This is a genomic window from Mucilaginibacter robiniae (genome assembly GCF_012849215.1).
GTDB classification, from domain to species: Bacteria; Bacteroidota; Bacteroidia; order Sphingobacteriales; family Sphingobacteriaceae; genus Mucilaginibacter; species Mucilaginibacter robiniae.
The window spans coordinates 1,194,196-1,215,273 of the sequence record NZ_CP051682.1; the positions used below are offsets into that span (position 1 = coordinate 1,194,196).

The window sequence follows — 21,078 nt, forward strand, 5'->3', positions numbered from 1 at the left end:
TTATGAGACAGCCTCTTTTCTCTTTCAACAAGCACTATTGATTTATAAAATCATTTGATCTTGATTCTATATGCTCGATTTTTGACTTTAATTAATTCAAACTCAAATACTCTTTCGGATTAACGGGCTTGCCGTTACGCCTTACCTCGTAATGTAAATGTGGACCGGTTGAACGGCCAGTTGAGCCTACTTTGCCAATAATATCTCCCACGCTTACTTCCTGACCCTCACGTACGTTAATGTGTGATAAATGCCCGTACCAAGTTTCAATATTATCAATATGCTTAATACGTACACAGTTACCGTAACCACCGGCACGGCCTGTAAAAATTACCCGGCCTTTAGCCGTACATTTTACTGGGTCACCTACGTTGCCACGAAAATCCAAACCGGGGTGAAACTCGTTACGGCCAAATTCGAACGGATTGCCACGATAACCGAAAAATGAAGTAAAAGCACTGATACGCGGATAACCCATTGGTACCTCAGCTATTTCATCTTCTAACTTAGCCAAATAACGGTTATATTTTTCATACAGTTGATTTGTAGTAGCCTTTGCAGATTTATGCCCGGTTTTAACTGCCTTGAACGAAACGCTTTTCAGTCCTCTTTTACTCAAATAGTTGTTAATGGTTTTTAGTTTAGCTTGTATGCTTTCAATGTAGCCTAGCGCTTTCAGGTTACTGCTGTCTTTTTGTGCAGTAACCAGATTCAATGTACTTACTTCGTCATCAATCTGGCTTTGCAAGGCTGATACCTGGCTTTGCAGTCGGGTATTCTCAACCTGTTGTACATGGTGTTGTTTATTTAGCTGCACAATGGTAACCGTTAAAGCTATAACCAGCCCAATGGTTACGGCTACAAATACCTTCAGTGCACGCCAGTAATGTGCCCTGATTTCTAATACTTTGGGCCGAAGGGGATTACCTGTTGTACGTACTTCTTTACTTAAATCCGCTTGTTTTAAGTTCATTAATAGTTTAAATTAGTTTGCTAATCAGGTTTTTAACAACTGGCTCCGCACAGCGGGTACATATTTCACTTTTCCTGCCAAATGTTAATAGGGGTTTAACGTCAGTATATTGTTAATATTTTAGCCCTACATTCTTTTTTACGGGAGTTTAGGTATTTTTGTGACAAATAATTTAAAACTACTATGTATCCAGAATATTTTGTTGCCCCTATGCGGGCTGATTTAACCAATGCCGGTTTTCAGGAGTTGAAAGATGCAGAAGCAGTAAAAAGCGCGGTAGAAAGAGAAGGTACTGTATTTGTGATGGTAAATTCGGTATGTGGTTGTGCGGCAGCTATGGCTCGTCCGGCAGCTAAACTGGCCGCTCAACACGAGAAACATCCGGATAAACTGGTAACGGTATTTGCCGGTATGGAAAAAGATGCTGTTGATGAGGCCCGTCGTTTAATGCTGCCTTATCCGCCATCATCACCTGCTATGGCTTTATTCAAAGATGGCAAATTGGTGCACATGATTGAGCGTCACCAAATTGAAGGCCGTCCGGCACAAATGATTGCCGACAACCTGATTGATGCTTTTGAGCAATACTGCTAAGTTTGCTTTTTCTGAATAATTTATGAATCCGGCTTATCTAGGCCGGATTTTTTTATTTTTAGCCCTTCTATCAAAACTAGGCTCTAAGAAAAAATATTCAGGCATAGCAAAGCGTTCGTTCATTGGTAGAATTAAAAGTTTATACTATTACTAGGATACATCAACTACATGACTAATTGCAAATTATTGGCTACTCTCGCAGCAGGCTTTTTTGTAGCGGCAGTGCAATCTGCTTCTGCGCAAGTACCTGCCAATTTAAAGAAGGCTGAAGCTCTAAAAACTTATCGGGAAACCCCAACCAAAATCAACGACCTGGTACATACCAAACTAGATGTGCGTTTTGATTATAAAAAACGCTATATGTATGGCCAGGAATGGGTAACCCTGAAACCACACCTTTACCCTACTGATAGCCTACGACTGGATGCTAAGGGTATGGACATTAAAACCTTAGCTGTAGTAAAAAACGGTAAAAAGATTCCGCTTAAATTTACTTACGACAGCCTGGCACTGGCTATTCACCTGGATAAGGTGTACCGCAACAATGAAACTTATACGCTGTATATTAATTACACTTCCAAGCCCGATCAGTTAAAAATCAAAGGCAGCGCGGCTATCAATGATGCTAAGGGTTTATACTTTATTAATCCGGATAGCACAGTAAAAGATAAGCCGGTACAAATCTGGACGCAAGGAGAAACTGAAGCTTCATCGGCTTGGTTCCCGACTATTGATAAGCCTGATCAGAAAACTACTGAAGAAATCACCATGACGGTGCCTTCTAAATACGTTACCTTATCTAATGGTAAGCTGGTATCGCAAAAAAACAATGGTGATGGTACCCGTACCGATAACTGGAAAATGGATTTGCCTCATTCGCCTTACCTGTTTATGATGGCTATTGGCGATTTCAAGATCTATCATGATAAATGGCGCGATAAGCCAGTCGATTATTACCTGGAGCCTAAGTACGCAGCTTATGCTAAAGACATCTTCGGGTACACGCCAGAGATTATGGAATTTTACTCTAAAATTTTGGGGGTAGATTACCCGTGGAATAAATACGCACAAATTGTAGTGCGCGATTATGTGAGTGGCGCCATGGAAAACACTACGGCTACTTTGCATGGTGAACAAGTACAATCTACCGGACGTGAACTCATTGATGGCAATCCGGAAGGTGAAATTGATATTGCCCATGAATTATTCCACCAGTGGTTTGGTGATTATGTAACCTGCGAAAGCTGGAGCAACCTGACGGTAAATGAATCTTTTGCTGATTTTAGCGAGGTACTGTGGGCCGAGCACAAGCATGGTAAAGATGCTGGCGATGCGCATAACTACGAGGAATTGCAACGTTACTTATCTGATTCGAGCGCCGCTTCTAAACCGCTAGTGCGCTTCCATTATGCTGATAAAGAAGACATGTTTGATGTGGTAAGCTACCAAAAAGGTGGCCGCATATTAAATATGTTGCGTAATTACTTGGGTGAAGAAGCCTTCTTTAAAGGGTTGAATATTTACCTAAAAACAAATGCCTTTAAAAATGGTGAGGCCCAGCAATTGCGCTTAGCGTTTGAAGAGGCCAGTGGCCGCGACCTGAACTGGTTCTTTAACCAATGGTATTACAAACCCGGCCACCCACTGCTACAAATTGATTACAAATGGGATACTGGCAGTCACACGCAAACCGTTTATTTACAGCAAAACCAAACCGGTGATGTATTTACCTTACCCATCAATGTGGATATTTATGCGGGAGGTAAAACCGAACGCCATCAGGTGTGGATGCGTGATCGGGCTGATACCTTAACCTTTAAAGTGCCTGTTAAGCCTGATTTGGTGAATGTAGATGCCGATAAAATTTTGCTGGCTAAAAAGAATGACAACAAGCCGGAAGACACTTATTGGTTCCAGTACCAGCATGCACCATTGTTTATGGATCGTTTTGAGGCTATTGATTTTGCCGAAAACCAAAGTGCTGATAATGCCAATGCCCGTAAAATTATATTGGCAGCCTTAAAAGATAAATACTTTGATTTACGCATTAAAGCCATCAGCGCCTTGAAATTGGATAATGATGATGTACGTAATGCAGCCGTACCTATATTAACTAATATGGCACAAACCGATGAAAAAACACAAGTACGAGCTGCGGCTTTGGGTGCCTTGGCTACATTAAAAGCATCAGGCAATACCAACTTATTTAAACAGGCGTTAAACAGTCAATCGTACGCAGTACAGGCTTCTGCTTTATACGGCTTAACCTTGATCGATCCGGCTTCGGGCCTTACACTAGCCAAGAGTTTGGAAAAAGATAGCGAAGGTGATTTAGCTGCCGTCATCCTGAACATTTATACCCAATTAGGCTCAGATGCTGAATGGCCCTATGTTTACCATACTTATGACGAGATTAAGCCGCAAGATAAAGTAGGCTTGGTTAGAAACTATGCTGATTTCATAGGCCGTTTACGTAACCCGCAATTGGTACAGCAAAGCGTAATGCAGTTACAGAAATTAGGTTTACGCTACAAATCGCAAGGGATTGCACCACGCATTATCACAGTGCTGGAAAGCATCAAAACCCAACGTAGCCAACAAAACGATCAGGCATCAGTAAAAGTAATTAATGATGCCATAAAACCATTACAATAACAACTTTTAAACTCTTAGTAAACTAACAAGGGGGCATGATTAGGCCCCCTTGTTAGTTTATTCTATGCTGGAGGTACTTATAAGCCTAGTAAGGTACACCTTCTCGCCATTGTCTGTGTTTTCACAGACAATAACTTATTAAAAAAGACTACTCCATTTGGCTCCAATTAGTTGCCTATGAAGACACAGACAACGGTGGGAGGACCTATCCAATCACCTAAAATCAGTGCTTTACTCTTCCAACTTCATAAACAAATTGTTCAACGATTCGGAATAAGTTGGATGCGCAAACACACAATATCGAATCCTATCGTACGTAATGCCACCTTCCATAGCCATCTGCATTACTGACATAATTTCACCGCCTTCTTCAGCTAAGATAGCTACGCCCAAAATTTCTTTGGTATCAGCATTTACTACAGCTTTCATTAGTCCACGGGTTTCACCAACTTCCACTGCACGAGCTACACTACTCATTTTCAAAACAGTGGTTTGAATATTAAGTCCTAGCTTACGGGCTTCAGTTTCAGTAACACCTACCCTACCCAGTTGCGGGTCAGTAAACATACAATATGGAATAGGACGATCTTCAGTAGTTAATTTTTCGCCTTGCAGTAGGTTGCGGTACACAATTGTATAATCATTGTACGAGATGTGGGTAAACGCTGGCCCCCCCTTAATGTCGCCCATAGCATAAATGCCGGGTACATTAGTTTCCAGCTTTGCATTTACTTTGATATAGCCTTTATCATCCACCTCCACACCAGCTGCCTCCAAGTTTAAAGCCTTGCTTTGCGGTTCTCGACCCGCAGCAACTAACACATGTGAAAACTCTAGTTGCTCTTGCAGTCCATTCAGATTCAGGGTAGCTATTATTTTTCCATTATCGCTCTTTTCAAACTTTACCGCTTGAGCTTGCGAATGTATGGCAATGCCTTCCTCCTCCAAAAACTCATGAATTTCCTTAGCTACATCTTCATCCTCACGGCTCATAATACGCGGACCACGTTCCAGCAGCGTAATCTGACTACCAAACCGCCTGAACATTTGGCTAAATTCCAACCCGATATAATTACCGCCAATTACCAGGATGTGTTCAGGTACAATTTCCAAATCCAATATGGTGGTTGACGTCAGATAATCCATATCCTGCAAACCTTCAATATCCGGGATAGAAGTTTTAGCACCTGCGTTAATGAAAATTAAATCGCCTTGTATTTCTTCACTACCGCCATCATTCAATTTTATAGCAATATTTTTTGAGCCAGTAAAGGAAGCTTCACCAAAAATCAGATCAATGTTTTTATCTTCTTCCAAGCTATTTTGATTACCACTCCGTGAATGCTCCACAATAGCATCCTTGCGCTTTTTAATTTGAGGCATATCTACTTGGTAGCCATCAATATGCACCCCTAAGTTGTTGCATCGCCCAGCCAAGTAAGCAGCTCGTGCTGAGGCAATCATAGCCTTAGTAGGCGTACAACCATCGTTTACGCAGGTTCCGCCTACCAAGCGTTTTTCAATAATAGCTGTTTTTTTACCAGCTTTACCCATTTTACGCGCTAACGGAGCGCCGGCCTGACCGGCACCGATAATTATTACATCGTACTGCTTCATATTACTCGGTTACCTTTACCCCTTTCCAGAAAGCTACATAATCTTTAATCTGCCCTGCAGCGTCTTTAGGTTGTGGATAATACCAGGCAGCATCTTTATTTTGCTGACCATCTACCTGCAGGGTGTAATAAGAGGCTAAGCCCTTCCATGGGCAGGTAGTATGGGTATCCGAAGACTTCAAAAACTCTGCATTGACACTTTCTTTGGGGAAATAGTGGTTATTTTCAACCACAATGGTTCTATCGCTTTCGGCAATTACCTGGTTGTTCCATAAGGCTTTCATAACAAAAAAACGTTCCGTTTTTACAAAGCCAGGGGCTTCATGAACGATGTACGTAGAATACCGAAAACTAAAATTTTGTTTGTTTAACCAGCTGCTATCTCACTTCTAAAAAAAGTGAAAAATTTTATTCTAATATTTTTATTTTATGGATAAACCTATATCTTTGCAGACCCAAAATAAGGGATTGTTCTTCGGAAGTGGAAAGAAAATATTTAAAGTAAAATAACTTTTTAACCTTTAAATTACGTTATACAAACTTCCACCTACATCATGGCCCGTTCGTCTAGGGGTTAGGACGCAAGATTTTCATTCTTGAAACAGGGGTTCGATTCCCCTACGGGCTACTTTAGTGATTAGTGAAATGTGAATAGATTTTAGGTTTATTCATTTCGCTATTCACTATTAAACCAATCATTAATTGGCCCGTTCGTCTAGGGGTTAGGACGCAAGATTTTCATTCTTGAAACAGGGGTTCGATTCCCCTACGGGCTACGAAGCCTTCAGCCAGAAGCTGAAGGCTTTTTTTTATATAGTGTTAACAAGCACCAACTTTAGCTTAAATCAAAAGGCCGCTATGGCTAACGTTATCCCTCCGTTCATTTACCTTTTTTCATTAACTATCTGATATTGTATGCCGAGTTCCCCATTACACCTTTTCAACTTTTCACAAAAAATAAATTATAAAACTGAAGTACTGGCCGGATTAACTGTAGCCATGACCATGATGCCAGAGTCTTTATCTTTCGCTATTCTGGCTGGCTTTCCCCCACTGGTAGGTTTGTATGCCGCTTTTATTATGGGATTGGTGACCTCTATCTTCGGTGGCCGCCCCGGGTTAATCTCTGGCGGTGCTGGTGCAACAGTAATAGTTTTGATTGCCTTGATGAAAACACATGGACTCGACTACGTTTTTGCGGCTGTAGCTCTAGCTGGTATTATTCAAATACTCATTGGCTTGTTCAAGCTTGGAAAATTCATTAGATTGGTTCCACAACCAGTAATGTATGGCTTTGTAAATGGGTTGGCCGTAATCATTTTTATGGCTCAGGTAGAGCAATTTAAAACTGTAATAAATGGCCATACCACCTGGCTTACCGGCCAGCCTTTGCTGATTATGATTGGCCTGGTGACCCTAACTATCGCTATTGTAATGTTACTACCTAAGTTTACCAAGGCGGTTCCACCCTCATTAGTTGCCATTATTGTTGTTTTTATTCTGGTGTTATCTTTTGGCATTCATACTAAAACGGTAAGAGATATTGCATCGGTGAGTGGCGGTTTTCCGCCGTTTCATATACCACAGGTTCCATTTAGCTTAGATACTTTAAAAACTGTTTTTCCTTACGCTCTGATTATGGCTGGGGTAGGCTTAACTGAAGGCTTGCTCACCCTGAACCTGGTAGATGAAATGACAGCCACCCGGGGCAACAGCAACCGTGAATGCATAGCACAAGGTAGTGCCAATATATTGAACGGCTTCTTTTTTGGTATGGGCGGCTGCCCCATGATTGCGCAAACCTTAGTTAATCTGTCGGCTGGTTCACGCGCACGCCTATCGGGTATTATTGCTGCATTAACTATTCTAGCCGTTATCCTGTTTGGTGCACCTGTTATTGAACGTGTACCTATGGCTGCCCTAACTGGTGTAATGATTATGGTAGCTATTGGCACCTTTGAATGGCTTAGTCTTCGGGTTATCAATAAAATGCCCAAGCAAGATGTATTTGTGGGTATTTTGGTAGCTATTATTACCATTTGGCTGCATAACTTAGCCTTAGCAGTCCTTATTGGCGTAATTATATCGGCACTAGTTTTTGCATGGGAAAGTGCTAAACGTATCAGAGCACGAAAGTATGTAGATGCCGCAGGCATTAAACATTATGAAATATTTGGTCCGTTGTTTTTTGGCTCGGTAACGGCATTTACTGAAAAGTTTGATGTTGCTACCGATCCTACGGAAGTGATTATCGATTTCAAAGAAAGCCGGGTAGCGGATATGTCGGCCATAGCGGCGCTCAATAAGCTTACCGAGCGCTACCAGCAGGCCGGCAAAACATTACACTTAAAACATTTAAGTGAAGAATGCCGCATGTTACTCAAAAATGCGGATGATGTAATTGAAGTAAATATAATGGAAGATCCTACCTACCATGTAGCTACTGATACATTATAAGCACAGCTATATTGACCATTACTTAAAAGCTCTTACTTTTGTGCACAAGCATGCTGTTTAATGAATAAAATAACCTCTATGTACGATATCTGCTGTATAGGTCATATCACTTTGGACAAAGTAGTAACTCCGCACTCAACTATTTATATGCCCGGTGGTACGGCTTACTATTTTTCAAAAGCCATTAGCCAGATGCAGGTAGATTATACTTTAGTAACAGCCGTTGCTATTACAGAATTAACTACAGTTACTGAACTCCGCCAGGAAGGCATTGCGATTAAAGCATTGCCCAGTACACATAGCGTATTTTTTGAAAACATTTATTCACACAATCAAGATCATCGTACCCAGCGGGTATTACAAAAAGCAGCACCTTTCAACATAGATCAGCTAGCTGATGTTCAGGCCCGCTACTATCATTTAGGTCCGTTGCTGGCGGATGATATTCCATTAAACTTAATTGAATATTTAGCTCATAAAGGCATGATTGCCTTAGATGTTCAAGGCTATTTACGTGAAGTACGCGATCAGCAGGTACATGCTATCAACTGGCCTGATAAAAAAGAAGCTTTGCGCTTAGTTACTATTTTAAAAGCTAATGAGCATGAATTGGAAGTGCTTACCGGCTGCACAGACATTCGTGAGGGCGCTCAGCTTTTGGCCGACTGGGGCGTAAAGGAAGTGGTTATTACCTTAGGTAGTATGGGTTCAGTTATTTATGCAGGTGGTACCTTTTACGATATTCCAGCTTATCCACCTAGTGCTGTAGTGGATGCTACCGGATGTGGCGATACCTATATGGCTGGCTACTTGTATCAACGCTGCACAGGGGCCGCTATAGATCAGGCTGGCCGTTTTGCCGCGGCTATGGCAAGTTTGAAAATAGAAGCGTCTGGGCCATTTACTGGTACTAAAAAAGAGGTAATGCAATATTTAGCTCTACAAGTGTAAGCAGATGTTCTAAAATTATCTATACCGCACAGACGAGCAACCTAATTTTTTTACAACAAAGATTGATACACCTTAAGCGTATTTTGAACACAGTCATCAAAGGCAAAACGCTGCAACTGCTGCAAGCCTTTACGTTTAAGTTCCTGTTGTAAGGGAATACTGCTCAATATTTGATTTACAGCACTTTTTATAGCTTCTATGTTTTGCGGATCAAAGTAGATAGCAGCATCGCCTCCCACTTCGGGGAAAGCTGTTGTATCACTACAAGCTACCGGGCATCCGCTGGCAAAGGCTTCCAGCAAGGGCAAGCCAAATCCTTCAAGCAATGATGGAAAAACAAACAATTGAGCTTGGGCATAAAGTTGTTTTAAAATACTATCCGTAACGTTCATTTGTAGGCATTGTGCGCCTATGCCATAGCTTTGTAAAAGCTGTATTTCATGACCGTTGAATGCACCGCCACCGGCACAAATTAAATTCAGGTACTGATTACCCTTAAGTATAGGCGCCATACCTTGAATGAATAAAGGAAAATTTTTGTAATGCCAGCGTTCGCCCACAAATAATATGTATTGTTCGGGCAACTCTAGGTAAGCGGGTTGACTTTCGTTGAATATATAGCCATGATAAACTACTGTGATCTTACTGGCCAGTTCGGGATATACTTTGATTATATCCTGACGGGTATGTTCAGATATGGCAATTAATGCATCAGCTTGTTGTATTACCTTTCGCTTACGGTTAATCATCTCGGTTGCATCTGCAAAATACTCCGGGTAAAGCTCATGTACCATATCATGCACGGTAACCACACATGGCTTCTTTTTATATTTAATAAAATATGGATCGTAATAAGTAGGATGAAAAACATCATAATCGGCCAGCCTGACGTTCCACCTGGAATAACGGCGGTTCCAGGCATAATTACGCTTTTGCTTACTACCCAACAAACTTTTACCTACCGCATTGCTCAACGGGAATTGATATTTTTTTAGGTATTCATTCTTAGAATATAAAGCCGCTATACGGCTGCTATTATCCGGAATAGTGTTAATGACTTGGTTTAAATTGGCAAAATACCGGGATATACCACCATATCGCTGTAACGAAAAAACCTGATGATCAAACAATATCTTCATACCATATTTAATAAAAGTTACTACCCGGACGGCGCTGTTCTTTACGCCTTTTGTATAAAAAGCGTAGATACATCAGCCAACCCATGCTTTGCTTAATCAATAAAGGTTTGTGCTGTTTAAACAAGTTATCCTGAGCTACCGCCGAATAGCCGGTAAGCGTATACCAAGCTACCGAAATAGGAAAATAGTTTTTGATGATAGCTTTATCACCCCAACATTGCAGATTTAAAGCATAATCAGCATAAACGTGGTATTGCGTATGATACTGGTATTTTTGAAACACTACTTTAGGGTAAAATAAAGCTTGTTGGCAGATAGCGTATTTGGCTATTTTATAAGCAGAATACTGGCCACCTAACAGGCCTTTGTCGCTCATGCAATTTCCGTAATATAAAGTATCCGGCTGTTGCAGCTGTTGGCACATGGTACTAAAACCTTCCAATAAGCGGTCATCAGCTCCTAAAAAATAAATCCACCGGCCACGAGTTAACTTTACAGCTTGGTTCATAGCATCATAAATACCCTGATCGGGCGAGCTTTCCCAATAAGTAATTTGCTGCTGATACTTTTCTAAAATTGCCAAGGTACCATCTGTACTGCTGCCATCCTTAATAATTAATTCATAATCAGTAAACGATTGCTTGAAAATGGACTGCAAACATTCATCCAAGTATTTGCTAGCATTGAACGTCACAATGATAATGCTTACCATTGGCTGATGCTCATGATTATTTGCCCATATTCGGGTGCCGCCTTGCTTCATTACTTTTTTTCAGGAATGAGGCAAATATATAATTGTTCAAGCAAGTCGGTGTTTTATCATACAGATACCTTTATTTTGTGCTATGGCCAACAGCATTGATATTATAATTCCCTCATTCCGGTTGGATGAACGATATCTACTGCCCATGCTTAACCTTACCCCACCTGAAGGTTTTATTATCAACTACTATGTGGTAGCTGATAATCCAAAAGTAAAAGTACCTGATTCTATTCAGCAGCTTAGCGGGAGAAACGATGTACATTTACTCATTAATGAACAAAACTTAGGGTTTTCCCGAACCCGCAATAAAGGCATTGATGCCGGACAAGGCCATTGGATCCTGTTGTTGGACGACGATGTTACGCCTGAGAAAAACTTATTACAGGCTTATGCCCAAGAAATAAGTTTACAACCCGAAGCGATAGGCTTTGTAGGCGTAACGGAGTTTCCGCCCCCTATTAACACTGTAACTCAGGCTTTGCAAATTACCGGAGTATCTACTCATTTCCAACGAGCCAGACACGAGCCGGAAATGTACTGGTCAGCCACAGCTAATGTAATGCTTAACCGGTCTAAGCTGGGTAACCGCCGATTTTTACCAGAGCTTACTAAAAGCACGGAGGATATGGAGCTACTATTCAGGAACGCTCAAGCTAACCATTTGCAAAAGTATCAAGCAGTGCCCAATGCCATTGTGCATCACCCTTGGTGGGGTAATGGACGCATACAAACCCGACGCTTATTTTTATATGGTGAAGGAGCGGGTGAAGCAGCACGGTTACTGCCCATACAACTTTATACTCATTATGATTTCACCAACACACTGGAAACTTTGCTACTGCTTACAGTAGCTTTACTACTTGCATTTATTGGAGGTTGGTCACCAAAATGGGTATTAATAATGGCTATAGCTCAGGCTTTGGCTGAGTTTACTACCAATTACTACCGCACTATTAAAATAGGACATACGTACAGTTTGAATGTAGCTTGGCAAGTTACCTTGCACAAAAACGTTATGGAAGCAGGCCGTTTGTGGAGCTGGTTACGTTTGGGCCGAATACAAGAACTGGGCTTACGAACGGATGGTAGTTTTCATAAACCACATCCGCAAGCGTTTAGGTTGAACCGATGGAAGATTATTAAGTTGATAATCTTTTTATTGCTAGTTATGGCAATCAGCCTTATTTACACCTCGTGATATCCGCTGGGGCAATAAGTTAGTTTTTCTTCTACTGTTTTACGGTAAATTAATTCGTTAGGTAAAAAGTTTTCCCGATCATGTATCGGATGAAAAATATGGTAGCTGATAGCTGCCATTTTCAAACGCTTTTTTAGAATGCCGGCATTAATCAGTCGGGCACCAAATTCGTAATCCTCCCAGCCCCATCCTTCAAAATCGTTATAATACCCATTTACCCGAATATAATCATCACGCCAGAAAGCCAGGTTACACCCCTTCACGTTCCATGAACTACGCGGATTAGGATTAAAGAAAACAGATAGTGCCGGAATGCGGACTGCATTAAACCGGCTGTAAACGCCAGGCGAAAGTGAATGAAAATTAATTTGCCGCGTTTTAATAATCTCCTGTGTTTTCTCGTCTGTTAGCATAGCACGGCTACCCTGCACAAAGTAACCTTTACGTGCAGCAGCTATATGATCACTTACAAACTTAGCATTAACGATGATATCCCCATCTATCTCGATAATATAATCTGATGTACCTTCCTTTACAGCCTTATTCAAAATAAGGCATTTGCGAAAACCTTTATCTTTTTGCCAAACATGCTTAACCGGAATAGTAAATCGGGTACGAAACTGGTCAATTAGTTCTCGTGTCTCTGGCTTAGAGCCATCATCAGCAATTAATATTTCATCAGGCTGGCGAGTTTGCTGCAACAGGCTCAACAACACCAAATCAAGTGCTTGCGGCCAGTTATAAGTAGAAATCAGTACAGCTACAGTAAACCCTTTATGAGACATGGTGTTAACAAACGGGTACAAAAGTAAGAAAATGCTTAAGCCGACCGCAAAAAATAAGCGCCTTTTATTATTTATGCCAGTTCTGCACTGTACAAATTATTATTACTTTTGTATACAATAAATTGAAAAACAATGAGCGAAACGAGTGATCTCATTAAGAAACAATTGAACGATGCCAAGGCTGCTATGGAAAAAGCAATCGTTCATGCTGATAACGAGTTATCTAAAATACGGGCCGGCAAAGCCAGCCCTGGCATGCTGGACAGTATATATGTTGATTACTACGGCAATCCGACCCCGCTGAACCAGGTAGGTAACGTTAATACCCCTGATGCCCGCACTATTGTGGTACAGCCTTGGGAAAAGTCATTGCTGGGACCTATCGAAAAAGCAATTAAAGAAGCTAATTTAGGCTTTAACCCGCAAAACGATGGTAGCATTATCCGCATCAACGTACCTCCATTAACAGAAGAGCGCCGCCGTGATTTAGTTAAAAAATTGAAAGCAGAAGCTGAAAATGGTAAAATTGCTATCCGCAACATTCGTAAAGATACCAATGAGAAGATTAAGAAATTAAAATCTGATGGCGTATCGGAAGACGAAATCAAAGCAGGTGAAGCTGATGTACAAAAACTGGTAGATACCTACATTGTAAAAGTTGATCAGTTATCAGAAGCTAAAGAAAAAGATATCATGACTGTTTAGTTTTTTAAACTGAACGTCAAATTAAAGGGAATGAATGCAGTGCATCATTCCCTTTGTTATTTTTACACCTGATTGTTATCATGAAGTTACTTTTATCCTACCTATCCAAACATCGCAATGTAGTTTTGCTGGCTCTGTTGCTGGCTGCTATTAACCAAGGATTTTCTCTGCTCGACCCTTATATTACCGGCCGTGTGGTGGATGGCTTTATTGAAAAGCGGAGTACGCTTAGCCATCATGATTTTGTTTGGGGCGTATTAGGTATGGTCGGTTTGGCAGTAAGTGCCGCTATGGTATCGCGCATAGCAAAAAACTTTCAAGATTATTTTACTAATATCATCACACAAAAGGTAGGTGCCAATATGTATGCGGATGGTTTAAAGCATTCATTAGAGCTACCCTATCAGGTTTTTGAAGATCAGCGCAGTGGTGAAACGTTAGGCATTCTGCAAAAAGTACGGTTAGATTCTGAGAAGTTTATCACTTCCTTTATCAGTGTACTTTTTGTAAGTTTAATAGGTATGGCGTTTGTTACAGTTTACTCGATTAGTGTAAGCTACAAAGTAACCTTGGTTTATTTTGCCGCTATACCCGTTATTGGTTTTGTAAGTTCGGCACTAAGCCGCAGAATTAAAACCATACAGCGCACCATTATTGCTGAAACTACATCACTGGCGGGCTCTACCACCGAGTCGCTCCGTAATATTGAACTGGTGAAAAGCTTGGGCTTGGTAAACCAAGAGATTGAACGCCTGAATAAAACCACCTACAAAATATTAGACCTGGAACTACGTAAAGTAAAATATGTGCGTAGCATGAGCTTCATACAAGGCACTACGGTTAACTTGGTGCGCAGCACCATGGTAGTCATTTTGCTATTGCTTATTTTTCAGCAAACTATATCACCCGGTCAATATTTCAGCTTTTTGTTTTACTCCTTCTTTTTATTTAATCCTTTGCAAGAATTGGGCAATGTAATCTTGTCATGGAGGGAGGCTGAGGTATCTTTAGGAAACTTTGAGCGTATCTTGAATGCTCCTGTAGATATCAAACCTGAAAAGCCAGTGTTGCTGGAAAAAATTACCGACTTAAATTTTAGCGGAGTTAGCTTTAAACACCTAACGGCTAATCGAAATGCATTAAACCAAATTAGCTTTGAAGTAAAAACCGGCGAAACTATAGCCTTTGTTGGCCCGTCAGGATCAGGTAAAACCACACTGGTTAAACTATTAGTGGGCTTGTATCAACCTATGGAAGGCGATGTGCTGTACAACGGTGTTTTAAGCAAAGAGATTGATTTAGATAAATTACGTGAAAAGGTAGGCTTTGTAACGCAAGATACTCAGCTATTTTCAGGTACTATTCGCGAGAACTTACAGTTTGTACGTCCCGGTGCTACTGATGAAGAGTGCATGAATGTACTACACCGGGCTGCCTGTCAAACATTACTAGCCCGTGCCGACAAAGGTTTAGATACTGTAATTGGTGAAGGCGGTGTAAAAGTATCGGGTGGCGAGAAGCAACGATTATCTATTGCGCGTGCATTACTGCGCCAGCCGGACATTTTGGTTTTTGACGAAGCAACCTCGGCTCTTGACTCCTTAACAGAAGAGGAAATTACAGAAACTATCAAGGATGTATCGGAAGACCATGACCATATTACCATACTGATTGCGCACCGTTTAAGCACCATTATGCATGCCGATCGTATTTACGTGCTGGAAAAAGGCCATATTATTGAACAAGGTCGCCACCAAGATTTACTATTCCAAAAAGGCCTATATTTTGCTATGTGGCGACAGCAAATTGGTGAGAAATACACAGCAGAGATTTAATTAGGATTTATAAGCCAATGTATATTTATAATAAAAGCGCCCAGATGTTTTAAACATCTGGGCGCTTTTCATAAAAGGAACTATTTGTTATTACTTTAATCTAAAGCTTGTTTTACCCATGGTATAACCATCGGCATAAAGCAACACAGTATATTCACCTTTCTGGAATTTATCAGGGTTTACCCAATCCAGGGTGTAAGTAGAACCATCATCTTTAAAGTCAATTGAGGTTCTGTAAGTATATTGTAAATCCTGACCGTCGGCTGTAAACGTACCGCTATCGGCAGGTACAATCAGGTTACCGGCAGGGTCAATAATTCGCATAAAAATATCGTGACTACCTTTTTCGGCTACGGCGTTGCTGGCTATATTAAAATTAACTTTAATCTTTTTAGCCGGACCTGCTCTGTTTACATCTACTTCTTTGCCGCTACCTTTTACTTTATAAGCAGTTACTTCAGCAGCACCCAGTTTTAAGGCTGAAGCTACTTTTACTTTAGTGTTCAGTTCTTCGTTTTGCTGAGCCAGTGTAGTAGCTTTTTGTGATACTGTTGCCAGATTAGTTTTCAGTGTATCACGCTCGGTAGTTAGCGAAGCGTTCTGACGTTTCAGGTCTTCAATATCAGCAGTATATTTTGTTACAAAATAACGTAGTTGCTTTACATCTTCCTGTGCCTGTTTTAATTCGGCTACCGAAAGCTGGCCTTTGGCCAGAGCACGTCTTAAAACCTTTATTTTAGCCTGCAATGAATCATTACGGGCCTGCATAGCTGCATTCAGCTTAGTTTTTCCTTCACTTACACTATTTACCTGCTGAATTTGAGCTTCCAAGCTATCCAGCTCGGTTTGCAAGCGGTGTTTTTCATCTTCTTTTTGATAAACAATTTTAGCAACGTCCGATTTTTTCTGCATGTACAGATAAACGTCCGTACCCAACAAAGCCACTACTACCGCGATCAGAAAGTATATTACGTTTGAGTTTTTTCGATTGGTGTTTTGTCCGGTTTTATTTTCCATAGAGTTTAACAATTATTGGTTAGATATTCTCTTAATAACGCCTTTTGATTAAAAAATCATATCAGGCTTGTGAAACAAATTTATAGTTAACATTTATAATACGCTGTAAAGTCTAAGTGTTTATTACAGGACATTCTAATCTAGGAAACAAAAACCCATTGACTTACAAACAAATACACTAAATAAACATAGCCATCAGGACAAACCCAACGCGCTAAAAATAATTACAAAATCATAAAATCACAAAAAGCACCTTATAAAAGGAAGGTTATACTAAACCTGCTAACCATAAGTTAATTATCTTTGTCACCCTCAAATCAATGTGTTAACGGTATGCTATTTAAACGATTAGTGCTGATACTATCTATAGGACTTGCAGTATTACAACTACATGCCCAAACCGATACCATTAAACAAATACACCCTGCGCCTAAGCGCGAATTCAGGGGGGTATGGGTAGCTACCGTTACCAATGTAGATTGGCCTAGCCGGCCCGGACTGCCTGCCGAGCGGCAGCAGCAGGAACTAACTAATATTCTGAATTATCATCAGCAAACCGGCATTAACGCTATTATGCTACAGGTACGCCCGGCGGCTGATGCTTTTTATGCTAAAAGCCGTGAACCCTGGTCAAAATGGTTGAGCGGACACCAGGGTCAAGCCCCCAGCATTGCATATGATCCACTAGAGTTTGCCATTACTGAGGCGCATAAACGTGGTATGGAGCTTCATGCCTGGTTTAATCCTTACAGAGCTACTATGGACGGCAACTTTGCCGCTTTAAGTCCGCAACATGTTACCAAACTGCATCCTGATTGGTTTTTTATTTACGGAGGACGCAAGTTGTTTAATCCTGGGCTGCCTGAAGTTCGCGCCTATATTGTGCAGGTGATATTGGATGTGGTGGATAACTATGATGTGGACGGTATACACATGGACGATTACTTCTATCCCTACCCTATTGCCGGGCAACACATTAATGATGCAGCTACTTATGCGCAATATGGTAGCGGCTTTGATAACATCAAAGATTGGCGTCGCAATAATGTAGATCTGTTAATTCATAGCTTAGCGGATAGTATTCATAAGCATAAGCCTTATATTAAGTTTGGCATTAGCCCATTTGGTATTTGGCGCAATAAATCAGACGATTCAGAAGGATCGGACACGCATGGTGGATCATCATACGATGAACAGTTTGCTGATAGTCAAAAATGGATAGCTGAAGGTTGGCTGGATTATATCAATCCACAAATTTATTGGCCTTTTGGTAACCGGGCTGCGGCTTTCGAAAAACTGGTGAGCTGGTGGAGTGATAATGCTTTTAACCACCACCTCTATGTTGGTCAAGCAGCCTACCGAGGTAACGAAATAGCCTCAACTGGCTTTAAAAACCCGGATCAGCTTACGGCACAAATACGTTACCTGCGTAATAACCCACGTGTGCAGGGCAGCGTATTTTTCAGCTCTGCTTCTTTACGTCGTAATATTTTGGGCTTTAACGATTCGTTGCGAACTCATTATTATAAAACCCCAGCTTTACCGCCAGTTATGCTCTGGCTGGATTCAGTAGCACCTAACGCACCACGTCAATTATTGGTTTCAAGAAATGAAGAACGTGGTTTAACTCTAAATTGGCAGATCCCCTTACTGGCTCATGATAAAGAAGCGGTATACGGCTACGTAGTTTATCGCTTTTACGAAGGTGAAAAAATTGACTTGAGCGGTGCCAGCCATATTCTGCATATCCAGTACAATACAGCTACTACGGCTGAAGATGAAACAGCCGAAAAGGGAAAGAATTACACGTACATTGTAACAGCCCTAGACAGGCTTAAAAATGAAAGCCCGCCGGTTACTACAACGATAGCTTACCGATAACAAAAAAGGGACTGTATTATACAGCCCCTTTTTTGTTAAACATGATGAATATTGTTTAAGCTGAAAATCGTAACCACATTTTCCAACTTAACTATCTTCATGAATACACTTTAACTATTCATTACAGCACCGCAGTTAATATCCAGCGTTTGCCCGGTGATTGAACGTTGACTAAGCAAATAAGCTATCAAATCTGCAATTTCTTCAGGCTGGCTCATGCGGCGCAAGGGTACGCTTTGCATTGCTATGTTGTAAAACTCATCTTTGGTAATACCGATACCATCAGCAATACCTTGCAAACCTTCCTGCGACATTTCCGTATCTACCCAGCCTGGGCAAATCGCATTTACCAATATATCTTCCGGTGCCCACTGTACCGCCCATGAGCGCATCAGCCCTAACAGCCCGGCTTTAGAAGCACAATAAGCTGAATAATTAGCTACACCTAAACGAGCCAGCACAGATGAGGTAATTACCACTTGTTTAATACCCGCCGTTTGGCGCAAATGTGGTAAGAAGGTATTCACAAAATTGTAAGTACCCGTTAAGTTTGTGCTGATGATGTCGTTCCAACGATCTGTCTCACCCCAATAATTTTCACCACCAATGCCAGAGTTAGCAATTAGGCCATTAACGGCTATACTACCCAACAGCCCGGCAGCTTGTTGTAATGAAGATATGCTGCGGATATCGGCTACTAGAAGCTGATGACCGCTATTAGGCAAACTATTTAAGGTAGCTTGTAAATGATTTTCATTGCGGCCTAACAATATACATTGATGCCCGGCATCAGCCAAGTTTTGTACAATAGCACGACCAATACCACTGCCTGCACCACTAACTAAATAAGTTGCCATAGATGTGTTTGATTAATGCTGCAAATATAAACAGCTTAGCAAGCAGACAATAAAATTCTAGGATTGGTTTTACAGAGGCACAAGCTATAATAGCAGTTGTGCCTCTGTAAGGGGAATACTTTTACTTTAACGACAAGTTAACATCAATATTGCACTGGAAGAAAATTAAACATAAAAGTAGTAAGTACTAATCTTCAAGGTTAATTAAACCTTTATTTTCTAACCCCTTTAAATAAATATCCAGTTCCATATCACCCATACAGTAAATTGATGATTCGTTCCAGAAAGAATGATAAATGGCAGCACGCTGCCGAACACCGTTTTGATATAGATGCAATAGTTTTTGCTCAATATAACTTAAACCTTGTGCATCTACCTGCATACGTTTTATATGGGCCTGCAAAGCTGATTGCAGTAAGGGCAAGTTTCCCCAAAACGGCACTTGGTTAAACCACTGTTGCATGGCGGCAGCATCACTATGTACACAAACCAACCAAGCTTCAGCAGCTAAGATAAAATCGTAATCGGTAAGCTGAACTCTGTTATCAAAAACATCCTCCAATTGTGCAGCATCCAGTTCGCCAAAGCTTTTATAATTAATTGCGCCTATAGGTGCATCCGGACAAGTCAGGTACACAGTGCGTTCACTTAAGTTGGTTTGCTGGTGTAGCAGTTGCATTACGCCAAGCAAATTCATCTGGCAATGCAAATCATATTCAAACCACAGGTTAACTTCAGGATAAGGTTCATTTAGTTTACCTAACTCCTGCAGCACCAACTCCTGATAACGTTCGGGTTTATCTTCAAACATCTGGCTTATCCAAGCTTGGCGGGCATGCCAGAAATTAGCATCTAGCTTGGCGGCTAATGGCCCTTCCGACAGTACTTCGCGCCAAACCAATATATCACCGGGTAATGCAGTTTGCCCGAAGGCCTCTGCTGTAACATCACCGTTTAAAACATGAAGTATATCAGCCATAATTTAAATTACAAGATTAATAGAAGTTTAAGTTAACCACACGGGCATCATCAGGCACATGCACCAGTATAGCTATACATCTTTGCTTGGCATCAACCTCAAAGGCAACACCTAGGTGTAAGTCATCGTACAACGTATTATGGTGTGCATTAAAGCCTAAGTTTTTAAGCGAATAATGATGTTGTATATCCTTTAAAAGCATACCGGTTTGTACACCCTCTGGTGTTTTAAACCAAGGCGATGTAATACGTATCGCTTTAGCCGCATGCTGCCTCCCGCTTGCGCCTTCCTGTACAGCTTTGGTACAAATATTAGTTTGATAACCAGCCGCATTATGCTGAGCATACCAGGTCATGGAAGCAGTGCCCATAGCGGCATCTTGCTGGTCGGGTTTGCCTAACAAAGCTACTACACTATCAGCCGACATGTTCAAGTGAATTTGTCCAACACTCAGTCCGGCTTTAATTTGCTGTTTAGCCGGTACAGTTGCAAGCGCATTAGCCTTTTGACTGACCTCTACCTGTTGAGTGCTTGCCTGTTCCTTAGAGGGTGCTGCCGGATTTTGACAGGCTCCTAGCATAGTTATCACTAACCCACTACAGCATATAAAACTTAAAATACGAACGTTAAATATCATTGGCATTTTTAAATACTTTTAACCAATCAATATTTA

General features: G+C 41.1%; 18 protein-coding genes and 2 tRNA genes. 10 read left to right on the top strand and 10 right to left on the bottom strand.

All coding sequences use genetic code 11. The features are described 5' to 3' along the window. Window positions 1-91: 91 nt before the first annotated feature. Entirely contained in the window at window positions 92-973 is an 882-nt protein-coding gene (locus HH214_RS21920) for a M23 family metallopeptidase (protein WP_211166313.1), read from the bottom strand. A gap of 183 nt (window positions 974-1,156) precedes the next feature. Here HH214_RS21920 and HH214_RS05255 point away from each other — a divergent pair, with 183 nt between their 5' ends. Continuing rightward, on the top strand, window positions 1,157-1,567 hold the full coding sequence (locus tag HH214_RS05255; RefSeq protein ID WP_169606336.1) for a BrxA/BrxB family bacilliredoxin: 411 nt from the start codon (window positions 1,157-1,159) through the stop codon (window positions 1,565-1,567). Between the two features lie 168 nt (window positions 1,568-1,735). Beyond that, a complete protein-coding gene (locus HH214_RS05260; protein ID WP_169606337.1) occupies window positions 1,736-4,222 on the top strand; it encodes a M1 family metallopeptidase in 2,487 nt (828 codons plus the stop codon). A 231-nt stretch (window positions 4,223-4,453) separates the two neighbouring features. Here HH214_RS05260 and HH214_RS05265 read toward each other — a convergent pair whose 3' ends face one another. After that, window positions 4,454-5,839: a mercuric reductase gene (locus HH214_RS05265; protein WP_169606338.1), complete on the bottom strand. Its 1,386-nt coding sequence runs from the start codon at window positions 5,837-5,839 to the stop codon at window positions 4,454-4,456. Window position 5,840: 1 nt separating this feature from the next. After that, window positions 5,841-6,122, bottom strand: a complete 282-nt coding sequence (locus HH214_RS05270) for a DUF427 domain-containing protein (protein ID WP_169606339.1) — start codon at window positions 6,120-6,122, stop codon at window positions 5,841-5,843. A gap of 272 nt (window positions 6,123-6,394) precedes the next feature. Here HH214_RS05270 and HH214_RS05275 point away from each other — a divergent pair. From HH214_RS05275 to HH214_RS05290, 4 genes are all read left to right on the top strand, one after another. Beyond that, window positions 6,395-6,466, top strand: a tRNA-Glu gene (locus tag HH214_RS05275). Window positions 6,467-6,542: 76 nt separating this feature from the next. Continuing rightward, window positions 6,543-6,614 (top strand) — tRNA-Glu (locus HH214_RS05280). 139 nt (window positions 6,615-6,753) lie between these two features. Then, window positions 6,754-8,295, top strand: a complete 1,542-nt coding sequence (locus HH214_RS05285; RefSeq protein WP_169606340.1) for a SulP family inorganic anion transporter — start codon at window positions 6,754-6,756, stop codon at window positions 8,293-8,295. Between the two features lie 60 nt (window positions 8,296-8,355). Then, window positions 8,356-9,246: a PfkB family carbohydrate kinase gene (locus tag HH214_RS05290; RefSeq protein ID WP_248282213.1), complete on the top strand. Its 891-nt coding sequence runs from the start codon at window positions 8,356-8,358 to the stop codon at window positions 9,244-9,246. 50 nt (window positions 9,247-9,296) lie between these two features. On the opposite strand, the gene HH214_RS05295 is transcribed toward HH214_RS05290, so the two are convergent. Both HH214_RS05295 and HH214_RS05300 read right to left on the bottom strand, forming a co-directional pair. Next, on the bottom strand, window positions 9,297-10,385 hold the full coding sequence (locus HH214_RS05295) for a glycosyltransferase family 4 protein (protein ID WP_169606341.1): 1,089 nt from the start codon (window positions 10,383-10,385) through the stop codon (window positions 9,297-9,299). Between the two features lie 7 nt (window positions 10,386-10,392). After that, entirely contained in the window at window positions 10,393-11,148 is a 756-nt protein-coding gene (locus tag HH214_RS05300; RefSeq protein ID WP_169606342.1) for a glycosyltransferase family 2 protein, read from the bottom strand. An 82-nt stretch (window positions 11,149-11,230) separates the two neighbouring features. On the opposite strand from HH214_RS05300, the gene HH214_RS05305 reads away from it, so the two are divergent. Continuing rightward, entirely contained in the window at window positions 11,231-12,346 is a 1,116-nt protein-coding gene (locus HH214_RS05305; RefSeq protein ID WP_169606343.1) for a glycosyltransferase family 2 protein, read from the top strand. Here the strand turns inward: HH214_RS05305 and HH214_RS05310 are convergent. Beyond that, window positions 12,334-13,131 (bottom strand): glycosyltransferase family 2 protein, encoded by a 798-nt coding sequence (locus HH214_RS05310; protein WP_169606344.1) that lies wholly within the window; start codon window positions 13,129-13,131, stop codon window positions 12,334-12,336. The two genes, HH214_RS05305 and HH214_RS05310, sit on opposite strands and share 13 nt — an antisense overlap. 132 nt (window positions 13,132-13,263) lie before the next feature. Here HH214_RS05310 and frr point away from each other — a divergent pair, with 132 nt between their 5' ends. Together frr and HH214_RS05320 are read left to right on the top strand one after the other, a co-directional pair. Further along, window positions 13,264-13,836: a ribosome recycling factor gene (gene frr / locus HH214_RS05315; RefSeq protein WP_169606345.1), complete on the top strand. Its 573-nt coding sequence runs from the start codon at window positions 13,264-13,266 to the stop codon at window positions 13,834-13,836. Window positions 13,837-13,916: 80 nt separating this feature from the next. Beyond that, window positions 13,917-15,671 (top strand): ABC transporter ATP-binding protein, encoded by a 1,755-nt coding sequence (locus HH214_RS05320; RefSeq protein ID WP_169606346.1) that lies wholly within the window; start codon window positions 13,917-13,919, stop codon window positions 15,669-15,671. Between the two features lie 90 nt (window positions 15,672-15,761). On the opposite strand, the gene HH214_RS05325 is transcribed toward HH214_RS05320, so the two are convergent. Next, the gene (locus tag HH214_RS05325; RefSeq protein ID WP_169606347.1) at window positions 15,762-16,688 is read right to left on the bottom strand and encodes a hypothetical protein; all 927 of its coding nucleotides are present in this window, start codon (window positions 16,686-16,688) and stop codon (window positions 15,762-15,764) included. A 333-nt stretch (window positions 16,689-17,021) separates the two neighbouring features. On the opposite strand from HH214_RS05325, the gene HH214_RS05330 reads away from it, so the two are divergent. After that, window positions 17,022-18,569: a glycoside hydrolase family 10 protein gene (locus tag HH214_RS05330; RefSeq protein ID WP_169606348.1), complete on the top strand. Its 1,548-nt coding sequence runs from the start codon at window positions 17,022-17,024 to the stop codon at window positions 18,567-18,569. Window positions 18,570-18,679: 110 nt separating this feature from the next. On the opposite strand, the gene HH214_RS05335 is transcribed toward HH214_RS05330, so the two are convergent. The 3 genes from HH214_RS05335 to HH214_RS05345 all read right to left on the bottom strand — a co-directional run bounded on the left by HH214_RS05335 (window position 18,680) and on the right by HH214_RS05345 (window position 20,985). Continuing rightward, window positions 18,680-19,426 carry an SDR family NAD(P)-dependent oxidoreductase gene (locus HH214_RS05335; protein ID WP_169606349.1) on the bottom strand — a complete coding sequence of 249 codons (747 nt, stop codon included), beginning with the start codon at window positions 19,424-19,426 and terminating at the stop codon, window positions 18,680-18,682. A gap of 187 nt (window positions 19,427-19,613) precedes the next feature. Continuing rightward, window positions 19,614-20,405, bottom strand: coding sequence for a DUF1835 domain-containing protein (locus tag HH214_RS05340; RefSeq protein WP_169606350.1), 792 nt, complete (start codon window positions 20,403-20,405; stop codon window positions 19,614-19,616). 16 nt (window positions 20,406-20,421) lie between these two features. After that, a complete protein-coding gene (locus HH214_RS05345; RefSeq protein ID WP_169606351.1) occupies window positions 20,422-20,985 on the bottom strand; it encodes a hypothetical protein in 564 nt (187 codons plus the stop codon). Window positions 20,986-21,078 lie beyond the last annotated feature (93 nt).

Bases quoted from the DNA above. Each gene is read 5' to 3' on its own strand.
- HH214_RS05290 (WP_248282213.1), top strand. From the start codon at position 8,356: ATGAATAAAATAACCTCTATGTACGATATCTGCTGTATAGGTCATATC.
- HH214_RS05255 (WP_169606336.1), top strand. From the start codon at position 1,157: ATGTATCCAGAATATTTTGTTGCCCCTATGCGGGCTGATTTAACCAAT.
- HH214_RS05295 (WP_169606341.1), bottom strand. From the start codon at position 10,385: ATGAAGATATTGTTTGATCATCAGGTTTTTTCGTTACAGCGATATGGT.
- HH214_RS05265 (WP_169606338.1), bottom strand. From the start codon at position 5,839: ATGAAGCAGTACGATGTAATAATTATCGGTGCCGGTCAGGCCGGCGCT.
- HH214_RS05335 (WP_169606349.1), bottom strand. From the start codon at position 19,426: ATGGCAACTTATTTAGTTAGTGGTGCAGGCAGTGGTATTGGTCGTGCT.
- HH214_RS05320 (WP_169606346.1), top strand. From the start codon at position 13,917: ATGAAGTTACTTTTATCCTACCTATCCAAACATCGCAATGTAGTTTTG.
- HH214_RS05340 (WP_169606350.1), bottom strand. From the start codon at position 20,405: ATGGCTGATATACTTCATGTTTTAAACGGTGATGTTACAGCAGAGGCC.
- HH214_RS05345 (WP_169606351.1), bottom strand. From the start codon at position 20,985: ATGCTAGGAGCCTGTCAAAATCCGGCAGCACCCTCTAAGGAACAGGCA.
- HH214_RS05260 (WP_169606337.1), top strand. From the start codon at position 1,736: ATGACTAATTGCAAATTATTGGCTACTCTCGCAGCAGGCTTTTTTGTA.
- HH214_RS21920 (WP_211166313.1), bottom strand. From the start codon at position 973: ATGAACTTAAAACAAGCGGATTTAAGTAAAGAAGTACGTACAACAGGT.
- frr (WP_169606345.1), top strand. From the start codon at position 13,264: ATGAGCGAAACGAGTGATCTCATTAAGAAACAATTGAACGATGCCAAG.
- HH214_RS05305 (WP_169606343.1), top strand. From the start codon at position 11,231: ATGGCCAACAGCATTGATATTATAATTCCCTCATTCCGGTTGGATGAA.
- HH214_RS05285 (WP_169606340.1), top strand. From the start codon at position 6,754: ATGCCGAGTTCCCCATTACACCTTTTCAACTTTTCACAAAAAATAAAT.
- HH214_RS05330 (WP_169606348.1), top strand. From the start codon at position 17,022: ATGCTATTTAAACGATTAGTGCTGATACTATCTATAGGACTTGCAGTA.
- HH214_RS05300 (WP_169606342.1), bottom strand. From the start codon at position 11,148: ATGAAGCAAGGCGGCACCCGAATATGGGCAAATAATCATGAGCATCAG.
- HH214_RS05270 (WP_169606339.1), bottom strand. From the start codon at position 6,122: ATGAAAGCCTTATGGAACAACCAGGTAATTGCCGAAAGCGATAGAACC.
- HH214_RS05325 (WP_169606347.1), bottom strand. From the start codon at position 16,688: ATGGAAAATAAAACCGGACAAAACACCAATCGAAAAAACTCAAACGTA.
- HH214_RS05310 (WP_169606344.1), bottom strand. From the start codon at position 13,131: ATGTCTCATAAAGGGTTTACTGTAGCTGTACTGATTTCTACTTATAAC.